Source organism: Streptomyces hebeiensis, assembly GCF_052983195.1.
In genome coordinates this window covers 3,104,869-3,130,567 of record NZ_CM129812.1, presented here as the reverse complement: position 1 = coordinate 3,130,567, position 25,699 = coordinate 3,104,869, and the positions used below count along the sequence as shown (strand labels likewise).

The window sequence follows — 25,699 nt, the reverse complement described above, 5'->3', positions numbered from 1 at the left end:
ACGGATACGCCCGGCCCGCCGCTCCGGTGGAGCGGGCGGTTCCGTCTCAGCCGGCCGGTTCGCGGGTCTCGGGGGACGCGGACTCCGCCGCTCCGGCCCGCGGGGCGCGCGCACCCGGCAGGTCCGGCCCGTCCGTACGGACCGGGGGGACCTCGGTGGCCGGTGTCGCCCGTGCCGCCGAGGCCGCCAGCCGTAGCGCCTGGGCCCTCGTACGCCGGGCCGTTCGCAGCGCGTCGGCCGTCAGGAGAGTCAGCGCCAGCCAGACGAGCGAGAAGCCGGCCCACCGCTCCGGGGGCATCGCCTCGTGGAAGTAGAGGATGCCCAGCAGGAACTGGAAGACCGGGGCCAGGTACTGGAGGAGGCCCAGGGTCGACAGCGGTACGCGGATCGCCGCCGCGCCGAAGCAGACCAGCGGCAGCGCGGTGATCAGGCCCGTCGACGCGAGCAGCGCCACATGGCCGGCGCCCTCCGAGCCGACCGTGGCCCCGCCCGTGGCGCTCAGCCACACCAGATAGCCGAGCGCGGGCAGGAACAGGACCGCCGTCTCCGCCGCCAGGGACTCCAGGCCGCCGATGTTGACCTTCTTCTTGACCAGGCCGTACGTCGCGAACGAGAAGGCCAGCACCAAGGAGATCCACGGCGGGCGCCCGTACCCGACGGCCAGCACCACCACCGCCGCGCCACCGACGAGGACCGCCGCCCACTGGGCCGGCCGCAGCCGCTCCTTGAGCAGCAGGACGCCCAGGGCGATGGTCACCAGAGGGTTGATGAAGTAGCCCAACGACGCCTCGACGACCCGCCCGGCGTTGACCGCCCAGATGTAGAGACCCCAGTTGACGGTGATGACGGAGGCCGCCACCGCGATGAGCGCCAGCTTGCGCGGCTCCCGCAGCAGTGCGCGGATCCAGCCCCAGCGGCGCAGCACCAGCAGCCACAGGGCCACCAGTGCCAGCGACCAGACCATCCGGTGGGCGAGGATCTCCATCGCCCCGGCCGGTTCCAGCAGCGGCCAGAAGAGCGGGACCAGCCCCCACATGCCGTAGGCGCCGATCCCGTACAGCAGTCCCGCCCGCCGCTCCGTGTCCGCCCGCCGCTCGGTGTCCGCCTGCACCGGCCCTCGCCCTCCCACTGGTCCTCCCCCTGCGTGTGCCGTGGCCCGTGCCCGGCCCGGCGATACCGCTGACGGTAACGCCGGGCCGGGCGGGGTGTCATGCCCGTATCGCCATACGGTCATGACCATGGACGAACGGACCGGCGGTTCATGGGTGTTCCGGGGAGTCCGGCGGTTCCGCGGGGGAGGGGGTCACGAAGCGAGGGCCTCGGTCACCGTCTCGGCGAGCGGGGTGGTCGGCCTGCCGATCAGCCGGGCCAGGTCGCCCGGCGTCGCGGCGAGCAGCCCGCGCTCGATCGCCTTGTCCACGTCCACCAGGATCTCGGCCATGGGCGCGGGCACCCCCGCGCCGGTGAGGACGGAGAGCAGCGTCTCGGCCGGCACGTCGTTGTAAGCGATGGTCCGGCCGGTCCGGCGCGTGAGCTCCGCCGCGTACTCCGCGAAGGACCATGCCGTGTCGCCGCTCAGCTCGTACGCCTTGTTCAGGTGGCCCTCACCCGTCAGGACGGCGGCCGCCGCCTCGGCATAGTCCACCCGGGCGGCGGAGGCGATCCGGCCCTCGCCCGCGCTCGCGACGACGGCGTCGTGCGCCAGCACCGGCCCGAGGTTCTCGGTGTAGTTCTCGGTGTACCAGCCGTTGCGCAGGAAGGTGTACGGCAGCCCGGAGTCCAGGATCAGCCGCTCCGTCACCTTGTGCTCGTCGGCCAGCTTGAAGTCGGCGTCGGGACCGCCCAGCACCCCCGTGTACGCGAGCTGTGCCACGCCCGCGGCCTTGGCCGCCTCGACGACCGCCGTGTGCTGCGGCACGCGCCGGCCGACCTCGCTGCCGGAGACCAGCAGCACGCGGTCGCCGGCCCGGAACGCTGGTGCCAGCGTCTGCGGGGCGTTGTAGTCCGCCACTCGCAGCCGGACACCGCGCGCCGCGAGGGGCGCGGCCTTCTCCTCGTTCCGGACGACGGCCACGATGCCTTCGGCGGGCACGGCGGCGGCCAGCAGGGCTTCGACGACCAGCCGGCCCAGGTGTCCGGTGGCTCCGGTGACAACGATGCTCATGGGGAGGTGCTCCAGTTCGTACGATTCGTATCGCTCTGATGCTCACCCTAGGGAGCGCGCTAACCAAAGGAAAGTGCCCACTTTGAAGTAAGGTACTGGTATGAGCGTAAGCAAGATGTCCGCGCCGGACGTCAACCAGTCGATGTGCCCCTCCCGGCTGGTGCTGGAGCACGTGACCAGCCGCTGGGGCGTCCTCGTCCTCGCCGCACTCCTGGAACGCTCCTACCGGTTCAGCGAACTGCGGCGCACGGTCGGCGGGGTCAGCGAGAAGATGCTCGCGCAGACGCTCCGGACCCTGGAGCGTGACGGTTTCGTCCGCCGCGACGCCCAGGCCGTCATCCCGCCGCGCGTGGACTACTCGCTGACCGAGCTGGGCCGCGAGGCCGGCGAACAGGTGTGGGGTCTGGCGCGCTGGGTGGAACGGCGGATGGACGAGGTGTCCGAGGCCCGCCGGGGGTACGACGAAGCCCGGACCTCCTGAGAGGCCCGGGCCACGGTTGCCCGACCTGCGGGCCGGCCGGCGTACCGGTCCGGACGACCCGGCCGCGCCGGCCCGCCAGTGGGTCCGGCCTCCGGTCCGGCCGACGATCTAGCCGACGACCGTCCACGTGTCGCCGCCGGCCAGCAGCTTGGCCAGGTCACCCTTGCCCTGCCGCTCCACGGCCGTGTCCAACTGGTCGCTCATCAACGTGTCGTAGACGGGGCGCTCCACGTCGCGCAGCACGCCGATGGGCGTGTGGTGCAGTGTGTCCGGGTCCGCGAGGCGGGACAGCGCGAACGCCGTCGTCGGACTGGCCGTGTGCGCGTCGTGCACGAGGATCCGCGACTCGTTCTCCGCCGTGACGGTCACGACCTCCAGGTCGCCGGTCGCGGGATTCCGGACGACACCCTTCGAACCGTCCGCGCCGAAGCGGATCGGCTGCCCGTGCTCCAGCCGGATCACGGCCTCCTCCGCACGCTCCTTGTCCTTCAGGGCCTCGAAGGCGCCGTCGTTGAAGATGTTGCAGTTCTGATAGATCTCCACCAGGGCGGTGCCGGGGTGGGCGGCGGCCCGGCGCAGCACCTCCGTGAGGTGCTTGCGGTCGGAGTCGACCGTACGGGCCACGAACGACGCCTCCGCGCCGATGGCCAGCGACACCGGGTTGAACGGCGCGTCCAGCGAGCCCATCGGCGTGGACTTGGTGATCTTCCCAACCTCGGAGGTCGGGGAGTACTGGCCCTTCGTCAGCCCGTAGATCCGGTTGTTGAACAGCAGGATCTTCAGGTTGACGTTTCGCCGGAGCGCGTGGATCAGGTGGTTGCCGCCGATGGAGAGCGCGTCGCCGTCACCGGTGACCACCCAGACGGACAGGTCGCGGCGCGAGGTCGCCAGACCCGTGGCGATGGCGGGCGCCCGGCCGTGGATGGAGTGCATCCCGTAGGTGTTCATGTAGTACGGGAAGCGGGAGGAGCAGCCGATGCCGGAGACGAAGACGATGTTCTCCTTGGCCAGGCCCAGTTCGGGCATGAAGCCCTGGACCGCGGCCAGCACCGCGTAGTCACCGCAGCCGGGGCACCAGCGGACCTCCTGGTCCGACTTGAAGTCCTTCATGGACTGCTTGGCCTGGGCCTTGGGGACCAGCGTCAGCAGCTCGTTCGCGTCGATCGCGTCAGACATCGATGGCCTCCTTGAGAGCCGTGGCGAGCTGCTCGGCCTTGAACGGCATTCCGTTGACCTGGTTGTACGAGTGGGCGTCGACCAGGTACTCGGCCCTCAGCAGCGTGGCGAGCTGGCCGAGGTTCATCTCCGGCACCACGACCTTGTCGTAGCGCTTCAGGATCTCCCCCAGGTTGCGCGGGAAGGGGTTGAGGTGACGCAGATGGGCCTGCGCGATCGCCGTGCCGTTCTTGCGCAGCCGGCGGACGGCCGCGGTGATCGGCCCGTACGTGGAGCCCCAGCCCAGCACCAGGGTGCGCGCGCCGTCGGGGTCGTCGACGACCAGGTCCGGCACCTGGATGCCGTCCACCTTGGCCTGGCGCGTGCGCACCATGAAGTCGTGGTTGGCCGGGTCGTAGGAGATGTTGCCCGTGCCGTCCTGCTTCTCGATGCCGCCGATGCGGTGTTCCAGACCGGGCGTGCCGGGCACCGCCCAGGGGCGCGCCAGCGTCTCGGGGTCGCGCTTGTACGGCCAGAACGCCTCTGTGCCGTCCGGCAGCTCGTGGTTGGGCCCGGTGGCGAACGGGACACGCAGGTCGGGCAGTTCCGCGGGCTCCGGGATCCGCCAGGGCTCGGAGCCGTTGGCGAGGTAGCCGTCGGAGAGCAGGAAGACCGGCGTACGGTACGTCAGCGCGATCCGCGCGGCCTCGAGCGCGGCGTCGAAGCAGTCGGCCGGGGTCTGCGGCGCGACCACCGGCACCGGTGCCTCGCCGTTGCGCCCGTACATCGCCTGGAGCAGGTCCGCCTGCTCGGTCTTGGTCGGCAGCCCGGTGGAGGGGCCGCCGCGCTGGATGCCGACGATCAGCAGCGGCAGCTCCAGGGAGACGGCCAGGCCGATCGTCTCGGACTTGAGCGCCACTCCGGGACCGGATGTGGTGGTCACGGCGAGGGCACCGCCGAAGGCCGCGCCCAGCGCGGCGCCGATGGCGGCGATCTCGTCCTCGGCCTGGAAGGTCCGTACGCCGAAGTTCTTGTGCCGGGACAGCTCGTGCAGGATGTCCGAGGCCGGGGTGATCGGGTACGAGCCCAGGTAGAGCGGCAGGTCCGCCTGGTGGCCGGCCGCGACCAGGCCGTACGAGAGCGCCAGGTTGCCGGAGATGTTGCGGTACGTACCGGTCGGGAACGCGCTGTCCGCCGGGGCGACCTCGTAGCTGACGGCGAAGTCCTCGGTGGTCTCGCCGAAGTTCCAGCCCGCCCGGAAGGCGGTCACGTTCGCCTCGGCGATCTGCGGCTTCTTGGCGAACTTGGCGCGCAGGAACCTCTCGGTGCCCTCGGTCGGCCGGTTGTACATCCACGACAGCAGCCCGAGCGCGAACATGTTCTTCGAGCGCTCGGCCTCCTTGCGGGAGAGGCCGAACTCCTTCAGCGCCTCGATCGTGAGCGTGGTCAGCGGCACCGGGTGCACCTGGTACCCGTCCAGCGAGCCGTCCTCCAGCGGCGAGGTGAGATATCCCACCTTGGCCATCGGCCGCTTGGTGAACTCGTCGGTGTTCACGATGATCTCGGCGCCGCGCGGTACGTCGCCGATGTTGGCCTTCAGCGCGGCCGGGTTCATCGCGACGAGGACATTGGGCGCGTCACCGGGCGTGAGGATGTCGTGGTCGGCGAAGTGCAGCTGGAACGAGGACACTCCCGGCAGGGTGCCGGCGGGCGCGCGGATCTCGGCCGGGAAGTTCGGCAGCGTCGACAGGTCGTTCCCGAACGACGCCGTCTCCGAGGTGAACCGGTCGCCCGTCAGCTGCATCCCGTCGCCCGAGTCGCCCGCGAAGCGGATGATGACCCGGTCCAGACGGCGGACCGCCTTCTCGCTCTCCCCCTCGCCGCGCGTGCTCTCGCCGCGTTCGCTCCCGTCCGGGACGGCGCCCGAGTCGTCCCGGGGCGCGGGTCCGTGGTCCGTGCGAGAACGGGGAGAGGCGGGGGACGTGTGAGACGCGCGGGGCGCGGATCCGGAGCGCGGGGCACGCTGCTCCCCGACGGCGCCGCCGTTCTCACGGGCGCCGTCGGCCTCGTCGGCGTGCTCGGCTGGGCTACTGACCTGGCTGGTCACTGAACTGGACCTCCCTGGAGGCGACGGCTCGGAACTGGCCGGCCACCGGGCAGTCCCGGAGGCCACCCTACGTCGGTAAGGGTCACCTTCCCTGGAGGGACCATATGGTGGACGCCGTTTTGAGACAATCTGATGTGCCAGTTTGTCATGCCTTGCCTGCCCTTCGGCCGCTTCCGGTGTCGTTCGCCGCACCTCATCCTTTAGTTCTAGTGCCGCGACCGGCAAGGTTTGCCCGTCAAGGAGCGGCGTCCGGTGCGTGTGATCGCAAGGCGGCCGGAAGTCCATGTAGCGGAGCTACCTGGGCTTTTGGCCAACGCGGCGAGCGCGCGTGCCGGGCGTCGCGACGGGGCAAACGTTGCCGGGAGGGGCACTAGGTCCAGTGGTTCCAGAACAGCGGGCCACGGTGCGGTGTTCCGGGGCCCGCGGCTCCGAGGCCCGCGCTTCCGGGGCCGATGTCCCCGGGCCAGGGGTCCGTGGCGATCCCGCCTCAGTTGCGCAGGTACGTCAGCACCGCCAGCACCCGGCGGTGGTCGCCGTCGCTGGGGGAGAGGCCGAGCTTCTGGAAGATATTGCTGATGTGCTTCTCCACCGCGCCGTCACTGACGACCAGCTGCCGGGCGATCGCCGAGTTCGTCCGTCCCTCCGCCATCAGGCCGAGCACCTCCCGTTCCCGGGCGGTCAGCCCGGCCAGCGCGTCCTGCTTCCGGCTGCGCCCCAGCAACTGGGCCACCACCTCCGGGTCCAGCGCGGTCCCGCCCGAGGCGACCCGTACCACCGCGTCCACGAACTCCCGGACCTCCGCCACCCGGTCCTTGAGCAGGTAGCCCACCCCTCTGCTGCTGCCGGCCAGCAGCTCCGTCGCGTACCGCTCCTCCACGTACTGCGACAGGACCAGCACCCCGACCCCCGGATGGTCCCGGCGCAGCCGCACAGCCGCGCGCACCCCCTCGTCGGTGTGCGTCGGCGGCATCCGTACGTCCGCGACCACCACGTCCGGCAGGGCCCCTTGGGCCGCCAGGTCACCGACCGTCTTCACCAGCGCGTCCCCGTCCCCCACCCCGGCGACCACGTCGTGCCCCCGGTCGGTCAGCAACCGGGTCAGGCCCTCCCGCAGCAGCACGGAGTCCTCGGCGATGACCACCCGTACCTTGTCGTTCACGACGTCGAAGCCCCCTGGCTGAGATCTGTCCGCCCCTGGAGGGGCGAGCGAAATCCCACCCCTCCCACAGCATCCCAGCATCCGGACCGCTCCCATGCCCGGGCAGAGGGCGGGGCGGCCCCGGAGCCGTACGGGGGCGGGCAGGCCGGGCCGGTGCGCATGGGGCCGACGCGCGCCGCGGGGCTCAGGTCCGCCAGGGCAGCTCCACCGTCACCCTCGTCGGTCCGTCGGCCGGGGAGTCGGTCACGAGGATCCCGTCCACCGCGTCCAGCCGCTCCGCCAGGCCGGTCGGCCCCCCGGTCGCCGTCCGGTCGGCACCGCCCCTGCCGTCGTCCGTGACCTGGAGCATCAGCCGGTCCGACGCCCGCCACACATCCACGGTGGCCCGGGTGACCCGGGTGGCCCGGGCGCGCTCGCCGATGTCCCGGAGCAGCTCGCGGACCGTGAAGTAGGCGATGCCCTCGATCGCCGGGGCGGGACGGGAGGGCAGTTCGACCTCCATGGTCACCGGGACCTCGGAGCGTGAGGCGACAGCGGACAGCGCCGCGTCCAGGCCGCGGTCGGTGAGCACCGCCGGGTGGATCCCCCGTGCCAGGTCGCGCAGCTCCCGCAGCGCGGTCTTCACCTCGCCGTGCGCCTCGCCGACCATGCGCGCCGCGGCCTCCGGGTCCGTCGGCAGCTTCTCCTTCGCCTGCCCCAGATCCACGGCCAGGGCAGCCAGCCGGGCCTGGGCGCCGTCGTGCAGCTTCCGTTCTATCCGGCGCAGGTCCGCCGCCGCCGTGTCCACGACCACACCCCGGTCCGACTCCAGCTCCGAGACCCTGGCCGCCAGCGGGGACGGCCCGAGCAGCCCGGCGATCAGCAGCCGGTCCACGCTCGCCAGGCCCCGGATCACCCATGAGGAGAGGAGGACGAGCACCAGCCCGATCGCGCTGGTGGCGGCTATCTCGAACGGGGTGTCGAGAAGGAGGCCGTTCCCCCTGCCGTCGCTGTACAGGGCGATACCGTCCTGACCGAGATAGCGGGGGAAAACCCACTGCCACAGCGGATAGAGGAGCAGCGACCAGCCCGCGGCCGAGAGCGTCAGGGAGACGACGAAGGCGAAGACCGCCCAGGGCATGTGCAGCACCGCGTAGAGGAGGTGGCGCCAGGACACCCCGCTCTTGAGGACCGCGCCCACCCAGGGCAGCAGCCCGCTCTTGCGCCCCCTGACCGGAGCCGGTTCCGTCATCCTCAGCCCCAGCAGCGCCCGGGCCCGGGCCCGCTCCAGCACACCGAAACCACGGCAGCCGGCCAGGGCCGCGGCGAGGACCGGGACGCCGAGGAACGTGACGAGCAGCCCAGCGGCGAGCGAGAACATGGTGACGGCGTAGACGAACATCAGCACGCTGATCGGCAGGCTCAGCAGCAGATGGCCGAACGCCCGCCAGGTGCGCCCCTCGACCGGCGCGCGCAGTGCCGGGGGAAGGACATGGCGCCGCCCTCGAGCCGCGCCGTACCCGCCGCCGTACGAGTCGCTGCGGTTACCGGCATACTCCCCGTCGTTCCTGTCGTACGTTCGGTCATACCTGCCGTCGTACCCGTTCAGGTGGGTGTCCGTGGCCATCGTGAGGTCCGTTCTGCCTGGATGCGGGAGTGGGGAGAAGAGCGGAAAGGGGACTGAGGAGAAGCGGGAAGAAGCGGGAGGAAATGAGAGGAAGGGGGAGAAGCGGGTGGACTCCCGCCCAGGTCCCCCATGCTTCCGGGCCCGCGGACCCCGCGCCATGAGGTCGTTCTCACTCTTTCGTTCGGGTTTTCCCCACCCCCGGCGGAAGACCGGGTGCCGCCTCACGCCCCCGGGCGCCGCCGCCACGGCAGCTCCGCCGTGACCACCGTCGGCCCGCCGGGCGGCGAGTCGCAGACGAACAGCCCGTCGACCGCGCCGAGCCGCTCCGCCAGCCCCGCCATGCCCGTACCGCCGGCCGGCCGGGCGCCGCCGCGCCCGTCGTCCCGTACCTGGATCAGCAGCCGGTCGTCCGTCCGCCACACATCCACGGACGCGGCACGCGCCGCGCTGTGCTTGCTGACGTTCTGGAGCAGCTCGGAGACCGTGAAGTAGGCGATGCCCTCGATCGCCTCGGCCGGCCGCTCCGGCAGGTCGACGCTCACCACGACTGGAACCGTGCAGCGTGAGGCGACGGCGGACAGCGCCGCGTCCAGACCCCGGTCCGTCAGGACGGCCGGGTGGATGCCGCGCGCCAGGTCGCGCAGCTCCTGAAGAGCCAGTTTCACCTCGCCGTGGGCCTCGTCGACCATGCCGGCGGCCGCCTCCGGGTCTTCCAGCAGTTTCTCCTTCGCCAGGCCGAGCCCCATGGCCAGGGCCACCAGCCGGGCCTGGGCGCCGTCGTGCAGGTCCCGTTCGATCCGGCGCAGGTCGGCCGCCGCCGTGTCGACCACCACGCCCCGGTCCGACTCCAGCTCGGCGATGCGCCGTTCCAGCTCGTCCGACGGGGACAGCAGCCCGCGCACCATCGCCCGGTCGGCGTTCGCGAGCGCACGCGCCACGTAGGGCAGGACCGGCCAGAACACGAGCAGGCCCACCAGCGTCACGACGAACGTCACGACTCCCCACGGCAGCCGCATGAACGAGAACAGCACCGTCCGCCACGCCACCGGATCCTTCAGACCGGTCCACAGCCGGTTCAGCGGTCCCTGTGGGCGGTGGCCCCCCTTGCGCCCGATCAGCGGGCTCGGCTCGTCGATCCGTACACCCAGCAGCGCCCGGGCCCGGGCGCGTTCCGCCCGGCCGAGTCCCCGTGCCCCCGCGAGGCCGAGCACGAGCAGCGGCACCCCGATCACCGTCACCGACAGCGCGACCCCCAGCGCGGTCGCGCACACCGCGTGGACGAACCCCACCACCACGTACGGCAGGTTCAGCAGGAGATACCCGATCTCCCGCCACGTCTGCGGGGCGTACGCGGGACGGACGGGCGGCGGCCGGTCGTCGTCCCCGGGGGATCCGGCGGGGCCCGTGGGGGAGTCGGCGGAACCCGTGGGGAAGCCGATGGAGTTCGTGGGGGCGCCGCCGGGGGAGCCGCTTCTCGCTGTCATGGGAACCAAGCGTGCCCGGCTCCCCCGACGCGAGCCATGGGGGTGCTGGGTGCGGCCCGGTGGGGATAACCCCACCCGAGCTCCACCCGAGCTCCACCCGAGTCCCCCCGAGTCCCACCCGAGTCCTGTCCGAGCCCGGCCTGGGCCCCGCCTGACCTCCCGGGGAGACGGCCCTGCCCGGGCCCCCCTTGGCAGGGCCTAGACTCCGTGAGTACAGATCGTTGAAGAAGCGCTACGGAGTCAGGGAGCGAGGGGCGGACGTGTCGCAACCGACCGTTCTCGCGTCGGAGTACTTCCAGAGCTATTCGGTGGTCGGTCTGCTCGCGGTCGTCGGTGTGCTGTTCGTCGCCGTGGCCTTCGGAGCCGGCCGACTGCTGCGGCCGGTGGTGCCGACGCCGGAGAAGATGCTCACGTACGAATGCGGCGTGGACCCCGTGGGCGAGGGCTGGGCACACACCCAGGTCCGCTACTACGTCTACGCGTTCCTCTACGTGATCTTCGCAGTCGACTCGGTCTTCCTCTTCCCGTGGGCCACCGTCTTCGCCGCCCCCGGGTACGGTGCGACGACCCTGGTCGAGATGTTCGTCTTCCTCGGCTTTCTCGCCGTAGGACTGCTCTACGCATGGAAGAAGGGCGTCCTGGAATGGACGTGACCCCCGCTCCCGAGTCGCCGCCCGAGCCGACGGGCGCACCGCTGCCGGAGCCGAGGCGCCTCGGCGTGCTCTCCCGGCTGGCCCCCGAGCCCATGAAGGTGGTCCTGAACTGGGGCCGCCGCTACAGCCTGTGGGTCTTCAACTTCGGGCTCGCCTGCTGCGCCATCGAGTTCATCGCCGCCTCCATGGCCCGCCACGACTTCATGCGGCTCGGCGTGATCCCCTTCGCGCCCGGTCCGCGCCAGGCCGACCTGATGGTCGTGTCCGGCACGGTCACGGACAAGATGGCCCCCGCCGTCAAGCGGCTGTACGAGCAGATGCCCGAGCCCAAGTACGTGATCTCCTTCGGCGCCTGCTCCAACTGCGGCGGACCGTACTGGGACTCCTACTCCGTGACGAAGGGCGTCGACCAGATCATCCCGGTTGACGTGTACGTGCCGGGTTGCCCGCCCCGCCCCGAGGCGCTGCTCCAGGGCATCCTCAAGCTCCAGGAGAAGATCGCCCGCGAGTCGCTCGGCGAGCGGTACGCCCAGCAGGGCGCCCGTACCCCGGTCGACGCCCTGCGCAGCGGCCTGGTCGCCGCCCCGCCGACGCCCGGCGAGGGGGACACGCCATGACCGCGAACGGCGAGCAGGAGCCGAAGCATCCGCAGGAACCGCAGGAATCGCGGGCACGGCACGAGCCGCAGGCGCCGAAGGAGCCGTACGGCGGGTACGACCGGCTGCCGGACGCCGCCGCCGAGATCTTCGGCGAGGGCGCCTCGGCCGAGTCGGCCTACGGCCTGCTGACGGTCGACGTCCCCGCGGCGTCGTGGCTCGCCGCCCTCGAAACCGCCCGCGACCGGCTGGGCTGCGTCTATTTCGACTGGCTGAGCGCCGTCGACGAACCGGGCACGGGCTTCCGCGTCTGCGCCCATGTCGTCGCCCTGGCCGGCGGTACGGTGCGCGGGCTGCTGGTCCGTACGACCGTGCCGCACGACGCGGCCGTCCTGCCCTCCGCCGTGCACGTCTACGCGGGTGCCGCCTGGCACGAACGGGAGACGCACGAGATGTTCGGCGTCTCTTTCACCGGGCACCCTCATCTCGCTCCCCTGCTGCTCCCCGAGGAGTTCGAGGGGCATCCGCTGCGCAAGGACTTCGTCCTCGCGGCGCGGGTCGCCAAGGCCTGGCCGGGTGCCAAGGAGCCGGGGGAGTCCGAGCACGGTGGGCCCAAGCGCCGCCAGATGCTCCCGCCCGGGGTCCCCGACCCGAACGAGTGGGGCCCCCTCAAGGGGCAGCTCCCCCCGGCCCCGGCCCGTCCCGCGCGCGGTGCCCGGGCAGGCGGCGGCGCTGCCGGCCGGGCGGCGGGAGCCGCCGGCGAGCGCCCCGCCCGCCGGACGCGCAGCGCGTCCGAGGGCTCGGCCGGCAGCCGCGCCGCGACGGGAGCCCCCGGCCGCGCCGCGACGGGAGCACCGTCCGGGACGGGCGTACGGCCCGAACGGGACGAGCCGGCGACGGACAGCGGGCCTTCTGCCGAGGAAGCCGCCGCGCGACCCGCCGAAGGAGCGCCGGGGAGGCGGGAGGCAGGTGAGGTCCGGGAGACCGGAGAGGCAAGGGGAACCCGGAAAACGCGGGATGTCTCCCCGGACGGGACCACCACAGGGCCCGTCGGCCCTGGCGGGGCTCCCGAGCCCACCGGGACCACAGGCACCGCCGGGACCGCCGAGCCCGCCGCGACTGCCGAGTCCGCTGGGACCGCCGAGCCCCCCGACACCGCCAGGAAGGCGCCGCCCTCCTCGTCCGACGCGCCCTGGCACAGTCCCCGTCCGGCCTTCGCGGACCGGCCCGAGCGGGACGGTCGGCGGACCGACGGTCCGCGCACGGACAGCCCGAGGACCGACGGCCCGGGGGCAAGTGACCCGCAGACGGACAGCCCCGAGAACGGCTCGCAGAGCGATCGACCCGACCGTGACCGCCCCGAAGGTCCCGAAGGAGACGCGTGAACGACGCACTCGACGTCGCCCTCCGGCTGGTGGTCGTCTTCGCCGTGTTCCTGGTCGTCCCCCTGGTCGTGGGGCAGACCGAACACAAGGTCATGGCCCACATGCAGGGCCGCCTCGGCCCCATGCACGCGGGCGGCTTCCACGGCTGGGCCCAGCTCGTCGCCGACGGCGTGAAGTTCGTCCAGAAGGAGGACGTGGTCCCGGCCGAGGCCGACCGCCGGATCTTCCAACTGGCCCCGGCCGTGGCCCTCCTGCCGTACCTCCTGGTCCTGGTCGCCATCCCGATCGGCCCCGGCGAGGGAGCGGTCGGTCAGGTCGTCGACGCCGGCATCTTCTTCGTGCTCGCCGTGATGGGCGTCGGTGTGCTCGGATCGCTGATGGCGGGGTGGGCCTCGGCCAACAAGTTCTCCCTCCTCGGCGGTCTGCGTACGGCCGCGCAACTCCTCGCGTACGAACTGCCGATGCTGCTCGCCGCCGCCTCCGTGGCCATGGCGGCCGGCACCGTCTCGCTGCCCGGCATCGTCGACGCCTTCGAGTGGTGGTGGCTGCCCTGGCAGATCGTCGGCGCCCTCGTCTTCTTCGTGGCCGGTCTCGCCGAACTCCAGCGCCCTCCCTTCGACATGCCGGTCGCCGATTCCGAGATCATCTTCGGTGCGTACACCGAGTACACCGGACTGCGCTTCGCGCTGTTCCTGCTCGCCGAGTACGCGGGCATCGTCGTCCTGTGCGGGCTGACGACCGTCCTCTTCCTGGGCGGCTGGCACGGCCCGTTCGGCGCCGACGGGCTCGGCTGGGTCTGGACACTGCTCAAGACCGCCGTCCTCGCGTTCGTCGTCATCTGGCTGCGGGTGAGCTACCCGCGGCTGCGCGAGGACCAGTTGCAGAAACTCGCCTGGACCACCCTCATCCCCCTCGCACTCGCGCAGATCGCGCTCACCGGCATCGTGAAGGTGGCGATCGCTTAAATGCCTTCGATTCCCGGCTCCGGCCTGGCCAAGGGCCTGGCCGTCACCCTGCGGACGATGACGAGGAAGTCCGTCACCCACCAGTACCCGGAGGCCCTGCCCGAGCTCCCGCCCCGTACCCGCGGGGTCATCGGGCTGTTCGAGGAGAACTGCACGGTCTGCATGCTCTGCGCCCGTGAGTGCCCCGACTGGTGCATCTACATCGACTCCCACAAGGAGACGGTCCCCGCCGCGGCCCCCGGCGGCCGCGAGCGCAGCCGCAACGTCCTCGACCGGTTCGCCATCGACTTCTCGCTCTGCATGTACTGCGGTATCTGCATCGAGGTCTGTCCATTCGACGCGCTGTTCTGGTCGCCGGAGTTCGAGTACGCGGAGACCGACATCCGCGAACTCACCCACGAGCGGGACAAGCTCCGCGAGTGGATGTGGACGGTGCCCGAGCCGCCCGCCCTGGACCCGGGAGCGGAGGAGCCGAAAGAGATCGGCGCCGCGCGCAAGGCGGCCGAGAAGGCCGAGAAACTCGCGGCCGCGCAGCGGCGGGAGCAGGCACAGGCTCCGGGGCGCGAGCCGGAACAGGAGGGCGGCGAGTGACCTTCGCAGCGACCGTGGCCACAGCGGCGACCGCGGCCACCGCGACAAGCACGCACTCGGCGGCCCCGGCGGCCGGTCCCGGATTCCTGTCGCCGACCGGTGTCGAGATCGCCTTCGTGCTCGTCGGCCTCGTCACCTTCGGCGCGGCCCTCGTCACCGTCACCACCCGGAAACTCGTGCACGCGGCCCTCTGGCTGGTCGTGGCGCTCGGCGGCCTGGCCGTCGAATACCTCCTGCTGACCGCCGAGTTCATCGCCTGGGTACAGGTCCTGATCTATCTCGGTTCCGTGGTGGTCCTCCTGCTGTTCGGACTCATGCTGACCAAAGCGCCCATCGGCCGCTCCCCCGACGCCGATTCCGGCAACCGCCCGGCCGCGCTGGCGGTGGCCGTCGCCGCGGCCGCCGCCCTCGTCTGGGTGGTCGTCGACGCCTTCCGCACGACCTGGATCGACCTCGGCGGCCCCGCCCAGGGCTCCACCGAGGTCACCGGGCGGATGCTGTTCCAGAACTGGGTACTGCCCTTCGAGGCCCTGTCCGTCCTCCTCCTGGCCGCCCTGGTCGGCGCCGTCGTCCTCTCCCGCAAGCGCGGCGCTTCCGACGGCGACCACGACCACGGCGGCGGCGCCCGCGGCGGCGACCACGGCAGCGACAAGGAGCGGCAGCGCTGATGCATCTCGCCTATCCCGCCGTCCTCGCGGCCCTCCTGTTCGCCACCGGGCTGTACGGGGTGCTCGCGCGCCGCAACGCGATCCTCGTCCTGATGTCCGTCGAGCTGATGCTCAACGCCGTCAACCTGAACCTGGTCGCCTTCGACGTCTGGCTCCGCGACACGCTCCACGCCGGCCAGGCGCTCACCCTCTTCGTCATCGCCATCGCCGCGGCCGAGATCGGCATCGGCCTGGCCATCGTCCTGATGGTCTACCGCAACCGCGGCACCTCCGACGTCGACCGGCTCCGCGACAACGCCGAGAGCCCGGACGACGACACCTCCCCGGACGACCCGACCGCCGCACCCGCGCCCAAGGACGAGAAGGCCGAGGCCACCGCGTGACGACCACGACCCTCGCCGTCCTCGTCCCCCTCCTGCCGTTCCTGGGCGCCGCCGCCGGGCTGCTGCTGGGCCGGACCGCGCCCGGATTCGTACGCCCTCTGGCCGTCCTGCCCACGCTCGCGGCGACCGTGCTCGCCGTCGTCGTGGCCATACGCCAAGGCGGCGGCGCCGGTGCCGGGAAGGCGCCGCTGGAGGCCGCCACCCAGCTCACGCCCACCGGCTCGGTCCCCATCGACCTCGCCCTGTACATCGACGGCTTCGCAGCCCTGGTCGCCGTCCTCGTCGGCGTCGTCGCCTCGTGCGTGCAGATCTACTCGACGGGCTACCTGCGCGGCGACCCGCGCTACCCCTCGTACGCGGCGCTCGTGTCCCTCTTCACCTCCGCGATGCTGCTCGTCGTCTACTCCGGCGACCTGATGGTGCTGCTGGTCGGCTGGGAGATCATGGGCATCTGCTCGTACTTCCTCGTCGGCCACTACTGGGAGACGCCCGAGGCCCGCGCCGCCTCTCTCAAGGCGTTCCTGGTCACCAAGCTCGGTGACGTCCCCTTCCTGATCGGCCTGTTCGCGCTCGCCGCCGACGCCGGCACGTTCCGGATCGACGGGGTCCTGCGGACCGTCGCGGACGGCGGTCTCGGCAACCCCACCCTCGTCGCGCTGCTGCTGCTCGCGGGAGTGGTCGGCAAGTCGGCCCAGTTCCCGCTGCACACCTGGCTGCCCGACGCGATGGCGGGCCCCACCCCCGTCTCCGCGCTGATCCACGCCGCGACCATGGTCGCGGCCGGTATCTACTTCGTGGCCCGTCTCCTCCCCGTGTTCGCGGCCTCGACGGCCGCGCTGACCGTCCTGGCCGTGCTGGCCGCGATCACCATGGTCGGCTCGGCGCTGGCCGCCATCGCCCAGGACGACATCAAACGCGTGCTCGCCTACTCGACCATCGGCCAGCTCGGCTACATGTCCGGCGCCCTGGCCGTCGGGGACCGCGGCGCCGCCGTCTTCCACCTCATCTCGCACGGTGCGTTCAAGGCCCTCCTCTTCCTCGGCGCCGGCGTGATCATCCACGCCGCGGGCACCAACTCGCTCGCCGCCATGTCCCGGACGCACGGCCTGGTCCGGCGCATCCCGGACGCCTACTGGACGATGACGGTCGGTCTGCTCGCGCTCGCCGCCATCCCGCCCTTCGCCGGCTTCTTCTCCAAGGAGTCCGTCCTCGTCGCCGCCGAGCACACCGCACTCGACGGCTCGGCCACGGCGCCCGGCGCCGCCGGCTGGACGGTTCTGCTCGCCGGTCTGGTCACCGCCCTCCTCACGGCCGCCTACGCGACCCGCCTGTGGCTGCTCGCCTTCCGGGGCCGGGGCGAGGAGGCCCCGGACCACGGCAAGCAGCCCCTGTCGATGAACGCGGTCCTGTGGCTGCTGGCCATCCCCTCCCTCGGTCTCGGCCTGACGGTCGGCCGGCTCGCCGGCTGGTTCGACGGCCGCGACCTCGCGCCGAACCTCACCACCTCCGTCCTCGGCACCGGTGCCGCCCTCGTCGGCGGACTGGTCACCTACGGCTGCTGGCGGCACACCACGGCGCTGGCCGCCCGCACCCCCCTCGGGGCCGTCGCCGCCCACCCCGACGCCGAGCCCGCGCTCTCCGAGGCGGAAGCCATCGAGACCCACACCCCCGCCTACGGCAACATCGCCGCCGCCCCCGACCCAGCGGACCCCGGGCGGCTGCTGCTCGGCCCGCTGCACCGCCACGCCGCGGCCGGCTTCCACCTCGACGCCCTGTACCACCACCTGTTCGTACGACCCGTGTCGGCGGCGGCCGAGCTGGTCCGTTTCCTCGACCGCGAGGTCGTCGACACGTACGTACGCGGCGCGGGCACCGGAACCCGCCGGCTCGGCGCCGCCGTACGCCGGGCCCAGACCGGCAACGTGCAGACCTACCTCAGCGCCCTGCTCGCCGGCTCCGTCGTCCTGGCGATCGCCGCCGTCCTCGTCGCCGCCGGAGCGTGAGCCGTGATCGATATCAGTGAATCCGTGATGCAGCTCCTCCTCGCGTTGATCGTCGTCGGACCGCTCGTCGGTGCCGTGGCGGCGCTCCTGCCGGCCCCGCCCGGACTGCGCGGCACCGGCCCCGACCAGGCCGTGCTCCGCCACGGTGTGACGGTGACCGGCGCGGTCCTCGCCGCCGCGATCGTCCTGGCCCTCGGCTTCGACCGCGACCACCCGTCGAGGATCCAGGCCACGACGGACATCAGCTGGATCCCCGCCCTGGACGTACGGATCCACCTCGGCATCGACGGCATCTCCCTCCCCCTTCTCGTCCTGACCGCCCTGCTGACCTTCCTCTGCGCGCTGTACGCCTACTTCAAGCAGCGGGACCGCCGGCGGCACGCGCCCACGCCGAACGACGCCACACCGGCAGACGGCCCCGCGACGACGGCCGGTTCCGCGACGACGGACGCCCCCACACCGGCGGACGGCCCCTCGTCCAAGGCATTCGTCGCCCTGCTGCTCCTCCTCGAGTCCGGCATGCTCGCCACCTTCGCCGTCCTCGACCTGCTGCTCTTCTTCCTGGCCTTCGAGATGGTGCTGATCCCGATGTACTTCCTGATCGCCCGCTGGGGCGGCTCGGAAGGAGTGACCGGCGGACGGCAGGCCGCCGCCTGGAAATTCATCCTCTACACGCTGCTCGGCTCCGTGGTCATGCTGCTCGGCCTGCTCCTCATCGGGCTCGAAGCGGGCACATTCGACATGGTGGCACTCGCCACTGACAACGGCCGGGGCCTGACCACGTCCGTGCAGGTCATCGCCGTTCTGGCGATCGGACTCGGGCTCGCGGTGAAGACCCCGATGTGGCCGCTGCACAGCTGGCTGCCGGACGCCCACACCGCCGCGCCGACCATCGGCTCCGTGCTCCTCGCCGGTGTGCTGCTCAAGATGGGTACGTACGGATTCGTCCGTATCGTTCTGCCCATCGCCCCCGACGGCATGCGGACCTTCGCGCCCTACCTCGCGGCCCTCGCCGTCAGCGGCATCATCTACGGCTCCCTCGCCTGCCTCGCCCTCGCCAAGGAGGGCGCGGGCGGCGACCTCAAGCGCCTGATCGCCTACTCCTCCGTCGGCCACATGGGCTTCGTACTGCTCGGCATCGCGACCATGACCCCGACCGGCGTCAACGGCGCGCTGTTCGCCAACATCGCCCACGGCCTGATCACCGGCCTGCTGTTCTTCGTCGTCGGAGGCGTCAAGGACCGGTACGGCACGGCCGACCTCGACACGCTCGCCGGCGTGACCGGCGCCGCGCTCTACGGCCGGGCCCCGCGCCTGGGCGGGCTGCTCGCCTTCGCCGCCGTGGCCTCCCTCGGCCTGCCGGGCCTCGCCGGGTTCTGGGGCGAGATGCTCGCGATGTTCGGCGCCTTCCGCCCCGCGGCCGGGCTCAGCCGCCCCGCCTTCCTCACCTTCATGGTGATCGCCGCCTTCGGCACCCTGCTCACCGCCGCGTACCTGCTGATCGTCGTACGCCGGGTGTGCATGGGCGCGCAGGCGCGGGAAGCCCCGCACCTGCCCGACGTACGGAACTACGAGTTCGCCGCGTGGACACCCCTCGCCGCGCTGACCGTTCTCGCCGGGCTCTGGCCCGCGGCCCTCCTCGGACTCACCGACCCCGCCGTGCAGAAGCTCCTCGCAGGAGGCAAGTCGTGACCGTGGTCGCAGAAAGCGCCGCGCAGAGCGCCGCGAGCGCCGCGCACGCCGTCGGGCACGGCGCGCAAGCCGCGCAAGCCGCGTACAGCGTGCACGCCGCCCCCGGCAGCGTCTACGACGCCTACGCGACCGTCGCGAGCGGCACGGCCGACACCGCCGCCGGTCTCGTCCAGTCCATCGACTGGCTCGCCGTCGCGCCGCCCACCCTCACGGCCGTCACCGCGCTCGTCGTGCTCGTGGCCGACCTCTTCGTACCGGACCGGCGCAAGCCCCTCCTCGGCGGCGCGGCGATCGCAGGGCTCCTCGCCGCGCTGATCACGCTCGTACCGCTGCGCGGCGACGACCGCTCGACCTTCTGCCTCACCACCGACGCCGGCGCGTGCAGCTACACCGCCGACCGCTTCACCCTGGTCATCCAACTGCTCGTCCTGGGCGGGGCGCTGCTCACCGCGCTGATCTCGCTCCACGAGAGCCGGAAACTCCCCGCGGGCGAGTACTGGTTCCTGCTGCTCGCCTCCGCGGCGGGCGCCGCCCTGCTGCCCGCCTCGCGCGACCTCGCCACCCTCGTCGTCGCCCTGGAGGTCGCCTCCCTGCCCGCGTTCGCGCTGGTCGGGCTGCGGCGCGGGGACCGGCGCTCCTCGGAGGCCGCGCTCAAGTTCTTCCTGTCCTCCGTCACGGCGACGGCCGTGACGCTGCTGGGCGTGAGCTTCGTGTACGCCACGACCGGCACCCTCCACCTCGGCCGGATCGCCGGCCGGCTGGGCGAGGTGCCCGGCCCGCTGACCACCCTCGCCGCGGTGGGCGTGGTGCTCACCCTCATCGGCTTCGCCTTCAAGATGGCGGCCGCGCCGTTCCACTTCTGGGTCCCCGACACCTATGTGGGCGCGCCCCTGCCCATCGCCGCGTACCTCTCGGTGGTCAGCAAGGCGGTCGGCTTCTCCGGCCTCATCCTGGTGGCCGTCGTCGCGTTCCCCTCGTACGGCGACGTGTGGGGCCCGGTCCTCGCGGTCCTCGCGGCGCTCACGATGACCGTGGGGAACGCCGGTGCGCTCCGGCAGTCGGCCACGCGCGCGCGGAGCGCGGTACGACTGCTCGCCTGGTCGTCCGTGGCCCAGGCGGGGTATCTCCTCGTACCGATCGCCGCCGCCGCGTACGGCACCGGAGCCGGCGCCGGCGGCCTCGGCGGCGAACGGATCGGTTCCACCGTCGCGTACGCCCTCATGTACGCCGTCGTCAACCTCGGCGCCTTCGCCGTCGCCGCCCTGGTGGCCCGTACGAAGCCGCTGAACCGCCTCTCCGACTACCGGGGCCTCTACGCCCGCCGGCCGCTCGCCGCCCTGGCCCTCGGCTTCTTCCTGCTCTGCCTGGCCGGGCTGCCCCCGGGGATCGTCGGTCTGTTCGCCAAGGTGACGGTCTTCTCGACCGCCGTCGACGCGGGACTCGGCTGGCTGGCCGTCGTCATGGCCGTCAATGTGGTGATCGCGCTGTACTACTACCTCCGGTGGACGGCGGTCCTCTTCCAGCCCGCGGAGGAAGGCGTCGCGCCCTCTCCCGCGACCCCGGTTCCCACGACGACGCCGACTCCGGCACCGGCACCGACTCCGGCATCCATCACGACCCCCACCCCCATACCGGTCACGATCGCCATCGCCCTGACCGCCGTCGCGGGTCTCGCCCTGTCCGGAGCTCCGCAACTGGTGCTGCGGTTCGCGAACACGAGTCTCTTCTGAGACGCCCATGAGGGCGGCGCGCCCGACGCGACATCCGTAAGGACGCCGCGGCGACCCGCACTCGTACCGTCCGGCGGCACCGCCTGCCCGTACCGCCACCCGGACGGCGCACCCCCCTGCCCGGACGCGCCGGGGAACCCGAACCGTCCGCCTCGCGTTGACCTGTACGGAAGGGTCCACTTGAGGAGTGGAGCAGCGTCAGTAGCGGGTTCCCCTGCCGCACCATTTGGAGGGCGTACCGTGCACCGCCGGCACAACGGGCTGAAGACCGCCGTCCTACTGGGCGGACTGTCCGCGCTCATCATCGCGATCGGCAGTTTCTTCGGCCGTACAGGCCTGATCCTCGCGCTCGTCGTGGCGATCGGCACGAACGCGTACGCCTACTGGAACAGCGACAAGCTCGCCCTGCGCGCCATGCGCGCGCGCCCCGTCAGCGAGTTCGAGGCGCCACAGCTGTACCGGATCGTCCGCGAACTGTCGACGGCCGCGCGTCAGCCCATGCCCCGGTTGTACATCTCGCCGACCCAGGCGCCCAACGCCTTCGCGACGGGCCGCAACCCGCGCAACGCGGCCGTCTGCTGTACGGAGGGCATCCTCCAGATCCTGGACGAGCGGGAGCTGCGCGGAGTCCTGGGGCATGAGCTCAGCCATGTCTACAACCGGGACATCCTGATCTCGTCGGTCGCCGGGGCCCTCGCCTCCGTGGTGATGTTCCTGGTGAACTTCGCCTGGCTGATCCCCGTGGGCCGCTCCGACAACGATGACGGTCCCGGCCCCTTCGGCATGCTGCTGATCATGCTCCTGGGGCCGCTCGCGGCCTCGGTCATCCAACTCGCGGTGAGCCGTTCGCGGGAGTACGAGGCGGATGCCTCGGGCGCACAGATCACGGGCGACCCACTGGCCCTGGCGAGCGCGCTGCGCAAACTCGACGCCGGTACGAAGCAGTTGCCGTTGCCCCCCGAGCCGAGGCTGGAGACGGCGAGTCATCTGATGATCGCCAACCCGTTCCGTCCCGGGCAGGGCCTGTCGAAGCTGTTCTCGACGCACCCGCCGATGGCCGAGCGGATCGCGCGGCTCGAGCAGATGGCCGGCCGCAGGCCCTGACCGGCCACCTCGGGCCTGGTCGTCGGACCTGTTCGGGCAGCGGGTCCCGAAACTCAGCGGACCCCCGAACTCAGCGGGCCCCCGAACTCAGCGGGCCCCCGAACTCAGCGGGCCCCCGAACTCAGCGGGCCCCCGAACTCAGCGGGCCCCGAAACGCTCGTCCGTCGCCACGACATCCCGTCCCAGGGGCATCAGCGAGATCGGGATCAGCTTCAGGTTCGCCCAGCCGAAGGGGATCCCGATGATCGACAGGAAAAGGGGAATGCTGGTAAGCAGGTGCCCGAGCGCCAGCCACCACCCGGCGAAGATCAGCCAGATCACATTGCCGAGGAAGGAGGGGGCGCCGGCACCCGGCCGTTCGACGGTCGTACGTCCGAAGGGCCAGAGAACGTAGCCCGCGATCCGGAGAGAAGCGATCCCGAACGGAATGGTCACGATCAGTACGAAGCAGATGATCGCCGCGACCACATACCCGAGGGCCATCCAGATCCCGCAGAGCACCAGCCAGAGGATGTTGAGGATCAGTTCGATGAGCTTCATGAGCACGTGCCTCCCGCGTGTCCGCCCGTTGTCGCTGCTCACGACCAGTATCGGACCCAGCTCCCGGAAGCGGAAAACGAGCGGTTCGCGGCGGTGTCCGCAACCACGGACCACGTCTTCGGCGTCTTGGTGGACAACTCAGTACGAAATGCACGGCGAACAGCACATGGAAGGCAGGTTCAAGGCGTGAGCATCATCGGGTGGATCATTCTCGGACTCCTCGCCGGGGCGGCTGCCAAGATCCTGCTCCCCGGAAAGGACCCCGGCGGGCTGATCGGTACGACACTCATAGGCATCGCGGGCGCCTTCGTCGGTGGCTGGATCTCGGCACGCTGGCTCGACCGCCCGATCAACAACGACTTCTTCGACGGAGCCACCTGGCTCGCGGCGATCGGTGGGGCGTTCGTCCTGCTCGTCGTCTACCGGCTGCTCTTCGGCCACTCGCGGTCCCGCTGAGCCGACGACGGTCCGCGCGATCCCGGAACGGCTTCGAGCGGCTCCGAGCAGCCCCGTTCCTGAGCGCCCCCGAGTGGACCCGCACCCGCTCGACCGGTCCGACGGCCGTCCCCTCACCGCCCCCACCGTGTCAGCGGCGGTTCAACGACGTCACCGGTAGTTCACGAACTGCAGCGCGAATTCGAAGTCCTGCCCCTTCAGCAGCGCGATCACGGCCTGGAGGTCGTCCCGGCTCTTGGAGCTGACCCGCAGCTCGTCGCCCTGCACCTGGGCCTTGACGCCCTTGGGGCCCTCGTCCCGGATGATCTTCGCCACTTTCTTGGCGTTCTCCTGGGAGATGCCCTCCTCGATCGAGGCGAAGATCTTGTACTCCTTGCCGGACAGCTGAGGCTCGCCCGCGTCCAGCGCCTTGAGTGAGATTCCCCGCTTGATCAGCTTGGACTGGAAGACGTCGAGGATCGCGGTGACCCGCTCCTCCGAGTTCGCCTGCATCAGGATCTTCTCGCCGGACCAGCTGATCGAGGCGCCGACGTTCTTGAAGTCGTAACGCTGCGAGATCTCCTTCGCCGCCTGGTTGAGGGCGTTGTCGACCTCCTGCCGCTCGACCTTCGAGACGATGTCGAAACTGGAGTCGGCCATGTCCTGTGGCTCCTTGCATCGGGGGCTGACGGGGTGCTCATCACGTGCTCGCTCCACGACCGACACCGCCGGTCGCTGGCGTAAAGCCTAGTCACCCGCGCCCGCCCCGGGCGCTGATCAACCGGGTGGCGGAGCACCCCCGGGCATCGGGTATCGTTTACGTCGTTGCCACGGAGCACCGCCCACGGCGGGCCTCTCACCGGCAGCGACATCCCATGGCGGTGTGCCCGAGTGGCCAATGGGAGCGGACTGTAAATCCGTCGGCTTAGCCTACCCAGGTTCGAATCCTGGCGCCGCCACGCGACAAAAGCGGCCCCTGATCTGCGGAAACGCAGGGCAGGGGCCGCTTTCTCGTACGAGCCCGGTGGGGCCCGCTGTCTCACTCTGTCTCGTTCGATCTCGCTCTCTACCAGTGGGTGTGGACGGGGCGTGGACGGGATTTTCCGCGCTGACCTGCGACAGAGCGCTCAGGGAGTGGCCGAGCGACCTTGCCTCAGCCGCTCCGAGATCTTCGCGTTGGCGGCTTCCTCTCCGCCCTTGAGGAACTTCGCGTACACCCGGAACAGCACGCCGACGCTGTGTCCGGCTCGCTCGGCCACGATCTGCGGCTCGACTCCCGCGCTGAGCCACGTGGACACAGCCGTATGGCGAAGGTCATACGGCCGCTTGGCCAGCTTCGTCTTCTGGTCGACCGGAGACAGGACCGTGCGGCGGGCGCGCGCCCACACTTCGCCGTAGCCGCTCTCCTGCACCATGCCGCCCCGTGCCGTACGGAACAGACGGCCGTCCGGGGCCACGCCGTGCACGGTGATGTGCCACCGGAGGAGAGCCACCAACCGGGGCGGAATGGGGACGGGCCGGACCGCCTTCCGGGGCCTGTGCTTGAGCCCCTTACGGTCGTGAGCCTCACCGGAGTCCGTCCACGGGGAACCGGCGCGCGGTCGGCTCTCCCGGAGCCAGACCTTCCCCCACCCTTGCCGGGGGAGGTGGAAGTCCGACCGTTCCAGGCCGACCGTTTCCCCGGGCCGTGAGGCGGCGTACAGGATGCAGCCGAAGAACGCTTCAAGGTGCCGCCCGCGCGGCCCCTGGGCGCGGACAGCGGCAAGCAGCTGCTCCGACAGCTCCGGATCGGGCACGCACTCGGGGTCCACCTCTTCCTCGGCCCGTTCCGGCGCTTTCCAGCGCAGACCCGGGATGGGGTTCTCGGTGAGGAGTTCGGCGTCCACCGCGTAGCCGAGCGCCTGGTGAAAGATGGCGCGCTTACGCGCGATGACGGAGCCCGCGGACGTCTTCCCGTCCATCCGCTTGGTGCAGGCGTTCAACGCCTTGCGCACCAGCATCCGCTGGGCGAGTGCCGATGTCGGCAACGACTTCCGCTCGAACCACGCCAGTACGGCCTTCACCTCCGGGGGCGGTTCCTGGTCCCAGCGGTTCACGTTGAACGCCCAGCTGTAGAGCGCGGTACGGACGGCGCGCGGATCGGCCATGCCCTTGGTGTCCTTGACCAGGATCGGCGTCACCGTCGCCATCGCTTCGGCCAGGTTCTTGCGGGTGGTGGCCGGCGCCTGGTCCCACTTCATCTCGATGTAGTTCCGGGCGTGCTGGTACCAGGGAATGTCTTTCTCCTTCTGGACCATGGACTTGGGAAATCCGCTGTCGACGTCGAACGGCTCACCGGCTCGACTCGCCGTGATGAGCTGAGCGCGTCGGCTCTCGGCCAGCCCCTTTGTCAGGAAGGACTCGGAGTGCGGCCGGTGGCCGACCTGCCATCGGAGCTGGAACGGCTTGCGGTACGACCGCTCTCGAATGGCCCAGATACGGACCGTGTAACTCCACTCGGTCACACAAACTCCAGTTCGTTGAGGAAGGCGTCAAGCGCGCTGCGGCGGACGCGCAGATGTCCGTTCGGGAGTCGGCGAACCTCCGGGCCGTAGCCACGGTTGCGCCACCGGTACCAGGTGGCGCGGGTGATGCCGATCTCTTCGAGCACCACGGTCAGGGGCAGCCACTCGTCGGCGGGCTGGCGTCGACGGCGGGCGGTCGTGGTCAGCGTTGGGCCTCCACCTCTATGGCGTTGTCGTTCTTCGGACCGGACAGGCCGGACACCTCCGGCTACGCATGTCCGGCCCGTTCCTGCT

Annotated in this window: 24 protein-coding genes and 1 tRNA gene; 14 read left to right on the top strand and 11 right to left on the bottom strand. The window is 71.3% G+C overall.

Going from position 1 to position 25,699, the window contains the following annotated elements; genetic code table 11:
- Positions 1-46: 46 nt before the first annotated feature.
- Entirely contained in the window at positions 47-1,036 is a 990-nt protein-coding gene (gene rarD, locus ACU6P3_RS13665; RefSeq protein ID WP_447197880.1) for an EamA family transporter RarD, read from the bottom strand.
- Positions 1,037-1,303: 267 nt separating this feature from the next.
- Positions 1,304-2,164, bottom strand: coding sequence for an SDR family oxidoreductase (locus ACU6P3_RS13660; RefSeq protein ID WP_447197343.1), 861 nt, complete (start codon positions 2,162-2,164; stop codon positions 1,304-1,306).
- A 100-nt stretch (positions 2,165-2,264) separates the two neighbouring features.
- Here ACU6P3_RS13660 and ACU6P3_RS13655 point away from each other — a divergent pair, with 100 nt between their 5' ends.
- Positions 2,265-2,645 carry a winged helix-turn-helix transcriptional regulator gene (locus tag ACU6P3_RS13655; protein ID WP_447197342.1) on the top strand — a complete coding sequence of 127 codons (381 nt, stop codon included), beginning with the start codon at positions 2,265-2,267 and terminating at the stop codon, positions 2,643-2,645.
- Positions 2,646-2,753: 108 nt separating this feature from the next.
- On the opposite strand, the gene ACU6P3_RS13650 is transcribed toward ACU6P3_RS13655, so the two are convergent.
- From ACU6P3_RS13650 to abrC1, 5 genes are all read right to left on the bottom strand, one after another.
- Entirely contained in the window at positions 2,754-3,821 is a 1,068-nt protein-coding gene (locus ACU6P3_RS13650) for a 2-oxoacid:ferredoxin oxidoreductase subunit beta (protein ID WP_447197341.1), read from the bottom strand.
- Positions 3,814-5,907, bottom strand: coding sequence for a 2-oxoacid:acceptor oxidoreductase subunit alpha (locus tag ACU6P3_RS13645; protein ID WP_447197340.1), 2,094 nt, complete (start codon positions 5,905-5,907; stop codon positions 3,814-3,816). Before ACU6P3_RS13645 ends, ACU6P3_RS13650 begins: the two co-directional genes overlap by 8 nt.
- Before the next feature lie 487 nt (positions 5,908-6,394).
- A complete protein-coding gene (gene abrC3 / locus ACU6P3_RS13640; protein ID WP_344269611.1) occupies positions 6,395-7,066 on the bottom strand; it encodes a response regulator AbrC3 in 672 nt (223 codons plus the stop codon).
- 184 nt (positions 7,067-7,250) lie between these two features.
- Positions 7,251-8,672 carry a sensor histidine kinase gene (locus tag ACU6P3_RS13635; RefSeq protein WP_447197339.1) on the bottom strand — a complete coding sequence of 474 codons (1,422 nt, stop codon included), beginning with the start codon at positions 8,670-8,672 and terminating at the stop codon, positions 7,251-7,253.
- Between the two features lie 221 nt (positions 8,673-8,893).
- Positions 8,894-10,156, bottom strand: coding sequence for a sensor histidine kinase AbrC1 (gene abrC1, locus ACU6P3_RS13630; protein ID WP_447197338.1), 1,263 nt, complete (start codon positions 10,154-10,156; stop codon positions 8,894-8,896).
- Positions 10,157-10,377: 221 nt separating this feature from the next.
- Between abrC1 and ACU6P3_RS13625 the strand changes: the two genes are divergently transcribed.
- The 11 genes from ACU6P3_RS13625 (at position 10,378) to htpX (ending at position 21,926) form a co-directional block, all read left to right on the top strand.
- Positions 10,378-10,809, top strand: coding sequence for an NADH-quinone oxidoreductase subunit A (locus ACU6P3_RS13625; protein ID WP_037802254.1), 432 nt, complete (start codon positions 10,378-10,380; stop codon positions 10,807-10,809).
- Positions 10,800-11,426, top strand: coding sequence for an NADH-quinone oxidoreductase subunit B (locus ACU6P3_RS13620; RefSeq protein WP_447197337.1), 627 nt, complete (start codon positions 10,800-10,802; stop codon positions 11,424-11,426). Before ACU6P3_RS13625 ends, ACU6P3_RS13620 begins: the two co-directional genes overlap by 10 nt.
- Positions 11,423-12,790, top strand: coding sequence for an NADH-quinone oxidoreductase subunit C (locus ACU6P3_RS13615; RefSeq protein ID WP_447197336.1), 1,368 nt, complete (start codon positions 11,423-11,425; stop codon positions 12,788-12,790). The genes ACU6P3_RS13620 and ACU6P3_RS13615 overlap by 4 nt, the downstream gene beginning before the upstream one ends.
- Positions 12,787-13,755: a complex I subunit 1/NuoH family protein gene (locus ACU6P3_RS13610; protein ID WP_447197335.1), complete on the top strand. Its 969-nt coding sequence runs from the start codon at positions 12,787-12,789 to the stop codon at positions 13,753-13,755. The genes ACU6P3_RS13615 and ACU6P3_RS13610 overlap by 4 nt, the downstream gene beginning before the upstream one ends.
- Positions 13,756-14,346 carry a NuoI/complex I 23 kDa subunit family protein gene (locus tag ACU6P3_RS13605; RefSeq protein ID WP_447197334.1) on the top strand — a complete coding sequence of 197 codons (591 nt, stop codon included), beginning with the start codon at positions 13,756-13,758 and terminating at the stop codon, positions 14,344-14,346.
- Positions 14,343-15,014 carry an NADH-quinone oxidoreductase subunit J family protein gene (locus tag ACU6P3_RS13600; RefSeq protein ID WP_447197333.1) on the top strand — a complete coding sequence of 224 codons (672 nt, stop codon included), beginning with the start codon at positions 14,343-14,345 and terminating at the stop codon, positions 15,012-15,014. The genes ACU6P3_RS13605 and ACU6P3_RS13600 overlap by 4 nt, the downstream gene beginning before the upstream one ends.
- The gene (gene nuoK, locus ACU6P3_RS13595; RefSeq protein WP_447197332.1) at positions 15,014-15,397 is read left to right on the top strand and encodes an NADH-quinone oxidoreductase subunit NuoK; all 384 of its coding nucleotides are present in this window, start codon (positions 15,014-15,016) and stop codon (positions 15,395-15,397) included. Before ACU6P3_RS13600 ends, nuoK begins: the two co-directional genes overlap by 1 nt.
- Positions 15,394-17,400, top strand: a complete 2,007-nt coding sequence (locus ACU6P3_RS13590) for an NADH-quinone oxidoreductase subunit 5 family protein (RefSeq protein WP_447197331.1) — start codon at positions 15,394-15,396, stop codon at positions 17,398-17,400. Before nuoK ends, ACU6P3_RS13590 begins: the two co-directional genes overlap by 4 nt.
- 27 nt (positions 17,401-17,427) lie before the next feature.
- Positions 17,428-19,092: an NADH-quinone oxidoreductase subunit M gene (locus tag ACU6P3_RS13585; protein ID WP_447197879.1), complete on the top strand. Its 1,665-nt coding sequence runs from the start codon at positions 17,428-17,430 to the stop codon at positions 19,090-19,092.
- A gap of 176 nt (positions 19,093-19,268) precedes the next feature.
- Positions 19,269-20,822 (top strand): NADH-quinone oxidoreductase subunit N, encoded by a 1,554-nt coding sequence (locus ACU6P3_RS13580; protein ID WP_447197878.1) that lies wholly within the window; start codon positions 19,269-19,271, stop codon positions 20,820-20,822.
- 240 nt (positions 20,823-21,062) lie between these two features.
- On the top strand, positions 21,063-21,926 hold the full coding sequence (gene htpX / locus ACU6P3_RS13575; protein WP_447197330.1) for a zinc metalloprotease HtpX: 864 nt from the start codon (positions 21,063-21,065) through the stop codon (positions 21,924-21,926).
- A 138-nt stretch (positions 21,927-22,064) separates the two neighbouring features.
- On the opposite strand, the gene ACU6P3_RS13570 is transcribed toward htpX, so the two are convergent.
- On the bottom strand, positions 22,065-22,466 hold the full coding sequence (locus tag ACU6P3_RS13570) for a YccF domain-containing protein (protein ID WP_447197329.1): 402 nt from the start codon (positions 22,464-22,466) through the stop codon (positions 22,065-22,067).
- Positions 22,467-22,652: 186 nt separating this feature from the next.
- On the opposite strand from ACU6P3_RS13570, the gene ACU6P3_RS13565 reads away from it, so the two are divergent.
- On the top strand, positions 22,653-22,922 hold the full coding sequence (locus tag ACU6P3_RS13565) for a GlsB/YeaQ/YmgE family stress response membrane protein (protein WP_030742127.1): 270 nt from the start codon (positions 22,653-22,655) through the stop codon (positions 22,920-22,922).
- Positions 22,923-23,072: 150 nt separating this feature from the next.
- Here ACU6P3_RS13565 and ACU6P3_RS13560 read toward each other — a convergent pair whose 3' ends face one another.
- Positions 23,073-23,561, bottom strand: coding sequence for a YajQ family cyclic di-GMP-binding protein (locus ACU6P3_RS13560; protein WP_030742131.1), 489 nt, complete (start codon positions 23,559-23,561; stop codon positions 23,073-23,075).
- Positions 23,562-23,778: 217 nt separating this feature from the next.
- Between ACU6P3_RS13560 and ACU6P3_RS13555 the strand changes: the two genes are divergently transcribed.
- Positions 23,779-23,860 (top strand) — tRNA-Tyr (locus tag ACU6P3_RS13555).
- A 168-nt stretch (positions 23,861-24,028) separates the two neighbouring features.
- Here the strand turns inward: ACU6P3_RS13555 and ACU6P3_RS13550 are convergent.
- Together ACU6P3_RS13550 and ACU6P3_RS13545 are read right to left on the bottom strand one after the other, a co-directional pair.
- A complete protein-coding gene (locus ACU6P3_RS13550; RefSeq protein WP_447197328.1) occupies positions 24,029-25,405 on the bottom strand; it encodes a tyrosine-type recombinase/integrase in 1,377 nt (458 codons plus the stop codon).
- A complete protein-coding gene (locus ACU6P3_RS13545) occupies positions 25,402-25,551 on the bottom strand; it encodes a helix-turn-helix transcriptional regulator (RefSeq protein ID WP_447197327.1) in 150 nt (49 codons plus the stop codon). Before ACU6P3_RS13545 ends, ACU6P3_RS13550 begins: the two co-directional genes overlap by 4 nt.
- Positions 25,552-25,699 lie beyond the last annotated feature (148 nt).

Coding starts and splice junctions, on each gene's coding strand:
- rarD (WP_447197880.1), bottom strand. CDS start 1,036: ATGTGGGGGCTGGTCCCGCTCTTCTGGCCGCTGCTGGAACCGGCCGGG.
- ACU6P3_RS13660 (WP_447197343.1), bottom strand. CDS start 2,164: ATGAGCATCGTTGTCACCGGAGCCACCGGACACCTGGGCCGGCTGGTC.
- ACU6P3_RS13655 (WP_447197342.1), top strand. CDS start 2,265: ATGAGCGTAAGCAAGATGTCCGCGCCGGACGTCAACCAGTCGATGTGC.
- ACU6P3_RS13650 (WP_447197341.1), bottom strand. CDS start 3,821: ATGTCTGACGCGATCGACGCGAACGAGCTGCTGACGCTGGTCCCCAAG.
- ACU6P3_RS13635 (WP_447197339.1), bottom strand. CDS start 8,672: ATGGCCACGGACACCCACCTGAACGGGTACGACGGCAGGTATGACCGA.
- abrC1 (WP_447197338.1), bottom strand. CDS start 10,156: ATGACAGCGAGAAGCGGCTCCCCCGGCGGCGCCCCCACGAACTCCATC.
- ACU6P3_RS13620 (WP_447197337.1), top strand. CDS start 10,800: ATGGACGTGACCCCCGCTCCCGAGTCGCCGCCCGAGCCGACGGGCGCA.
- ACU6P3_RS13615 (WP_447197336.1), top strand. CDS start 11,423: ATGACCGCGAACGGCGAGCAGGAGCCGAAGCATCCGCAGGAACCGCAG.
- ACU6P3_RS13605 (WP_447197334.1), top strand. CDS start 13,756: ATGCCTTCGATTCCCGGCTCCGGCCTGGCCAAGGGCCTGGCCGTCACC.
- nuoK (WP_447197332.1), top strand. CDS start 15,014: ATGCATCTCGCCTATCCCGCCGTCCTCGCGGCCCTCCTGTTCGCCACC.
- ACU6P3_RS13585 (WP_447197879.1), top strand. CDS start 17,428: ATGCAGCTCCTCCTCGCGTTGATCGTCGTCGGACCGCTCGTCGGTGCC.
- ACU6P3_RS13570 (WP_447197329.1), bottom strand. CDS start 22,466: ATGAAGCTCATCGAACTGATCCTCAACATCCTCTGGCTGGTGCTCTGC.
- ACU6P3_RS13560 (WP_030742131.1), bottom strand. CDS start 23,561: ATGGCCGACTCCAGTTTCGACATCGTCTCGAAGGTCGAGCGGCAGGAG.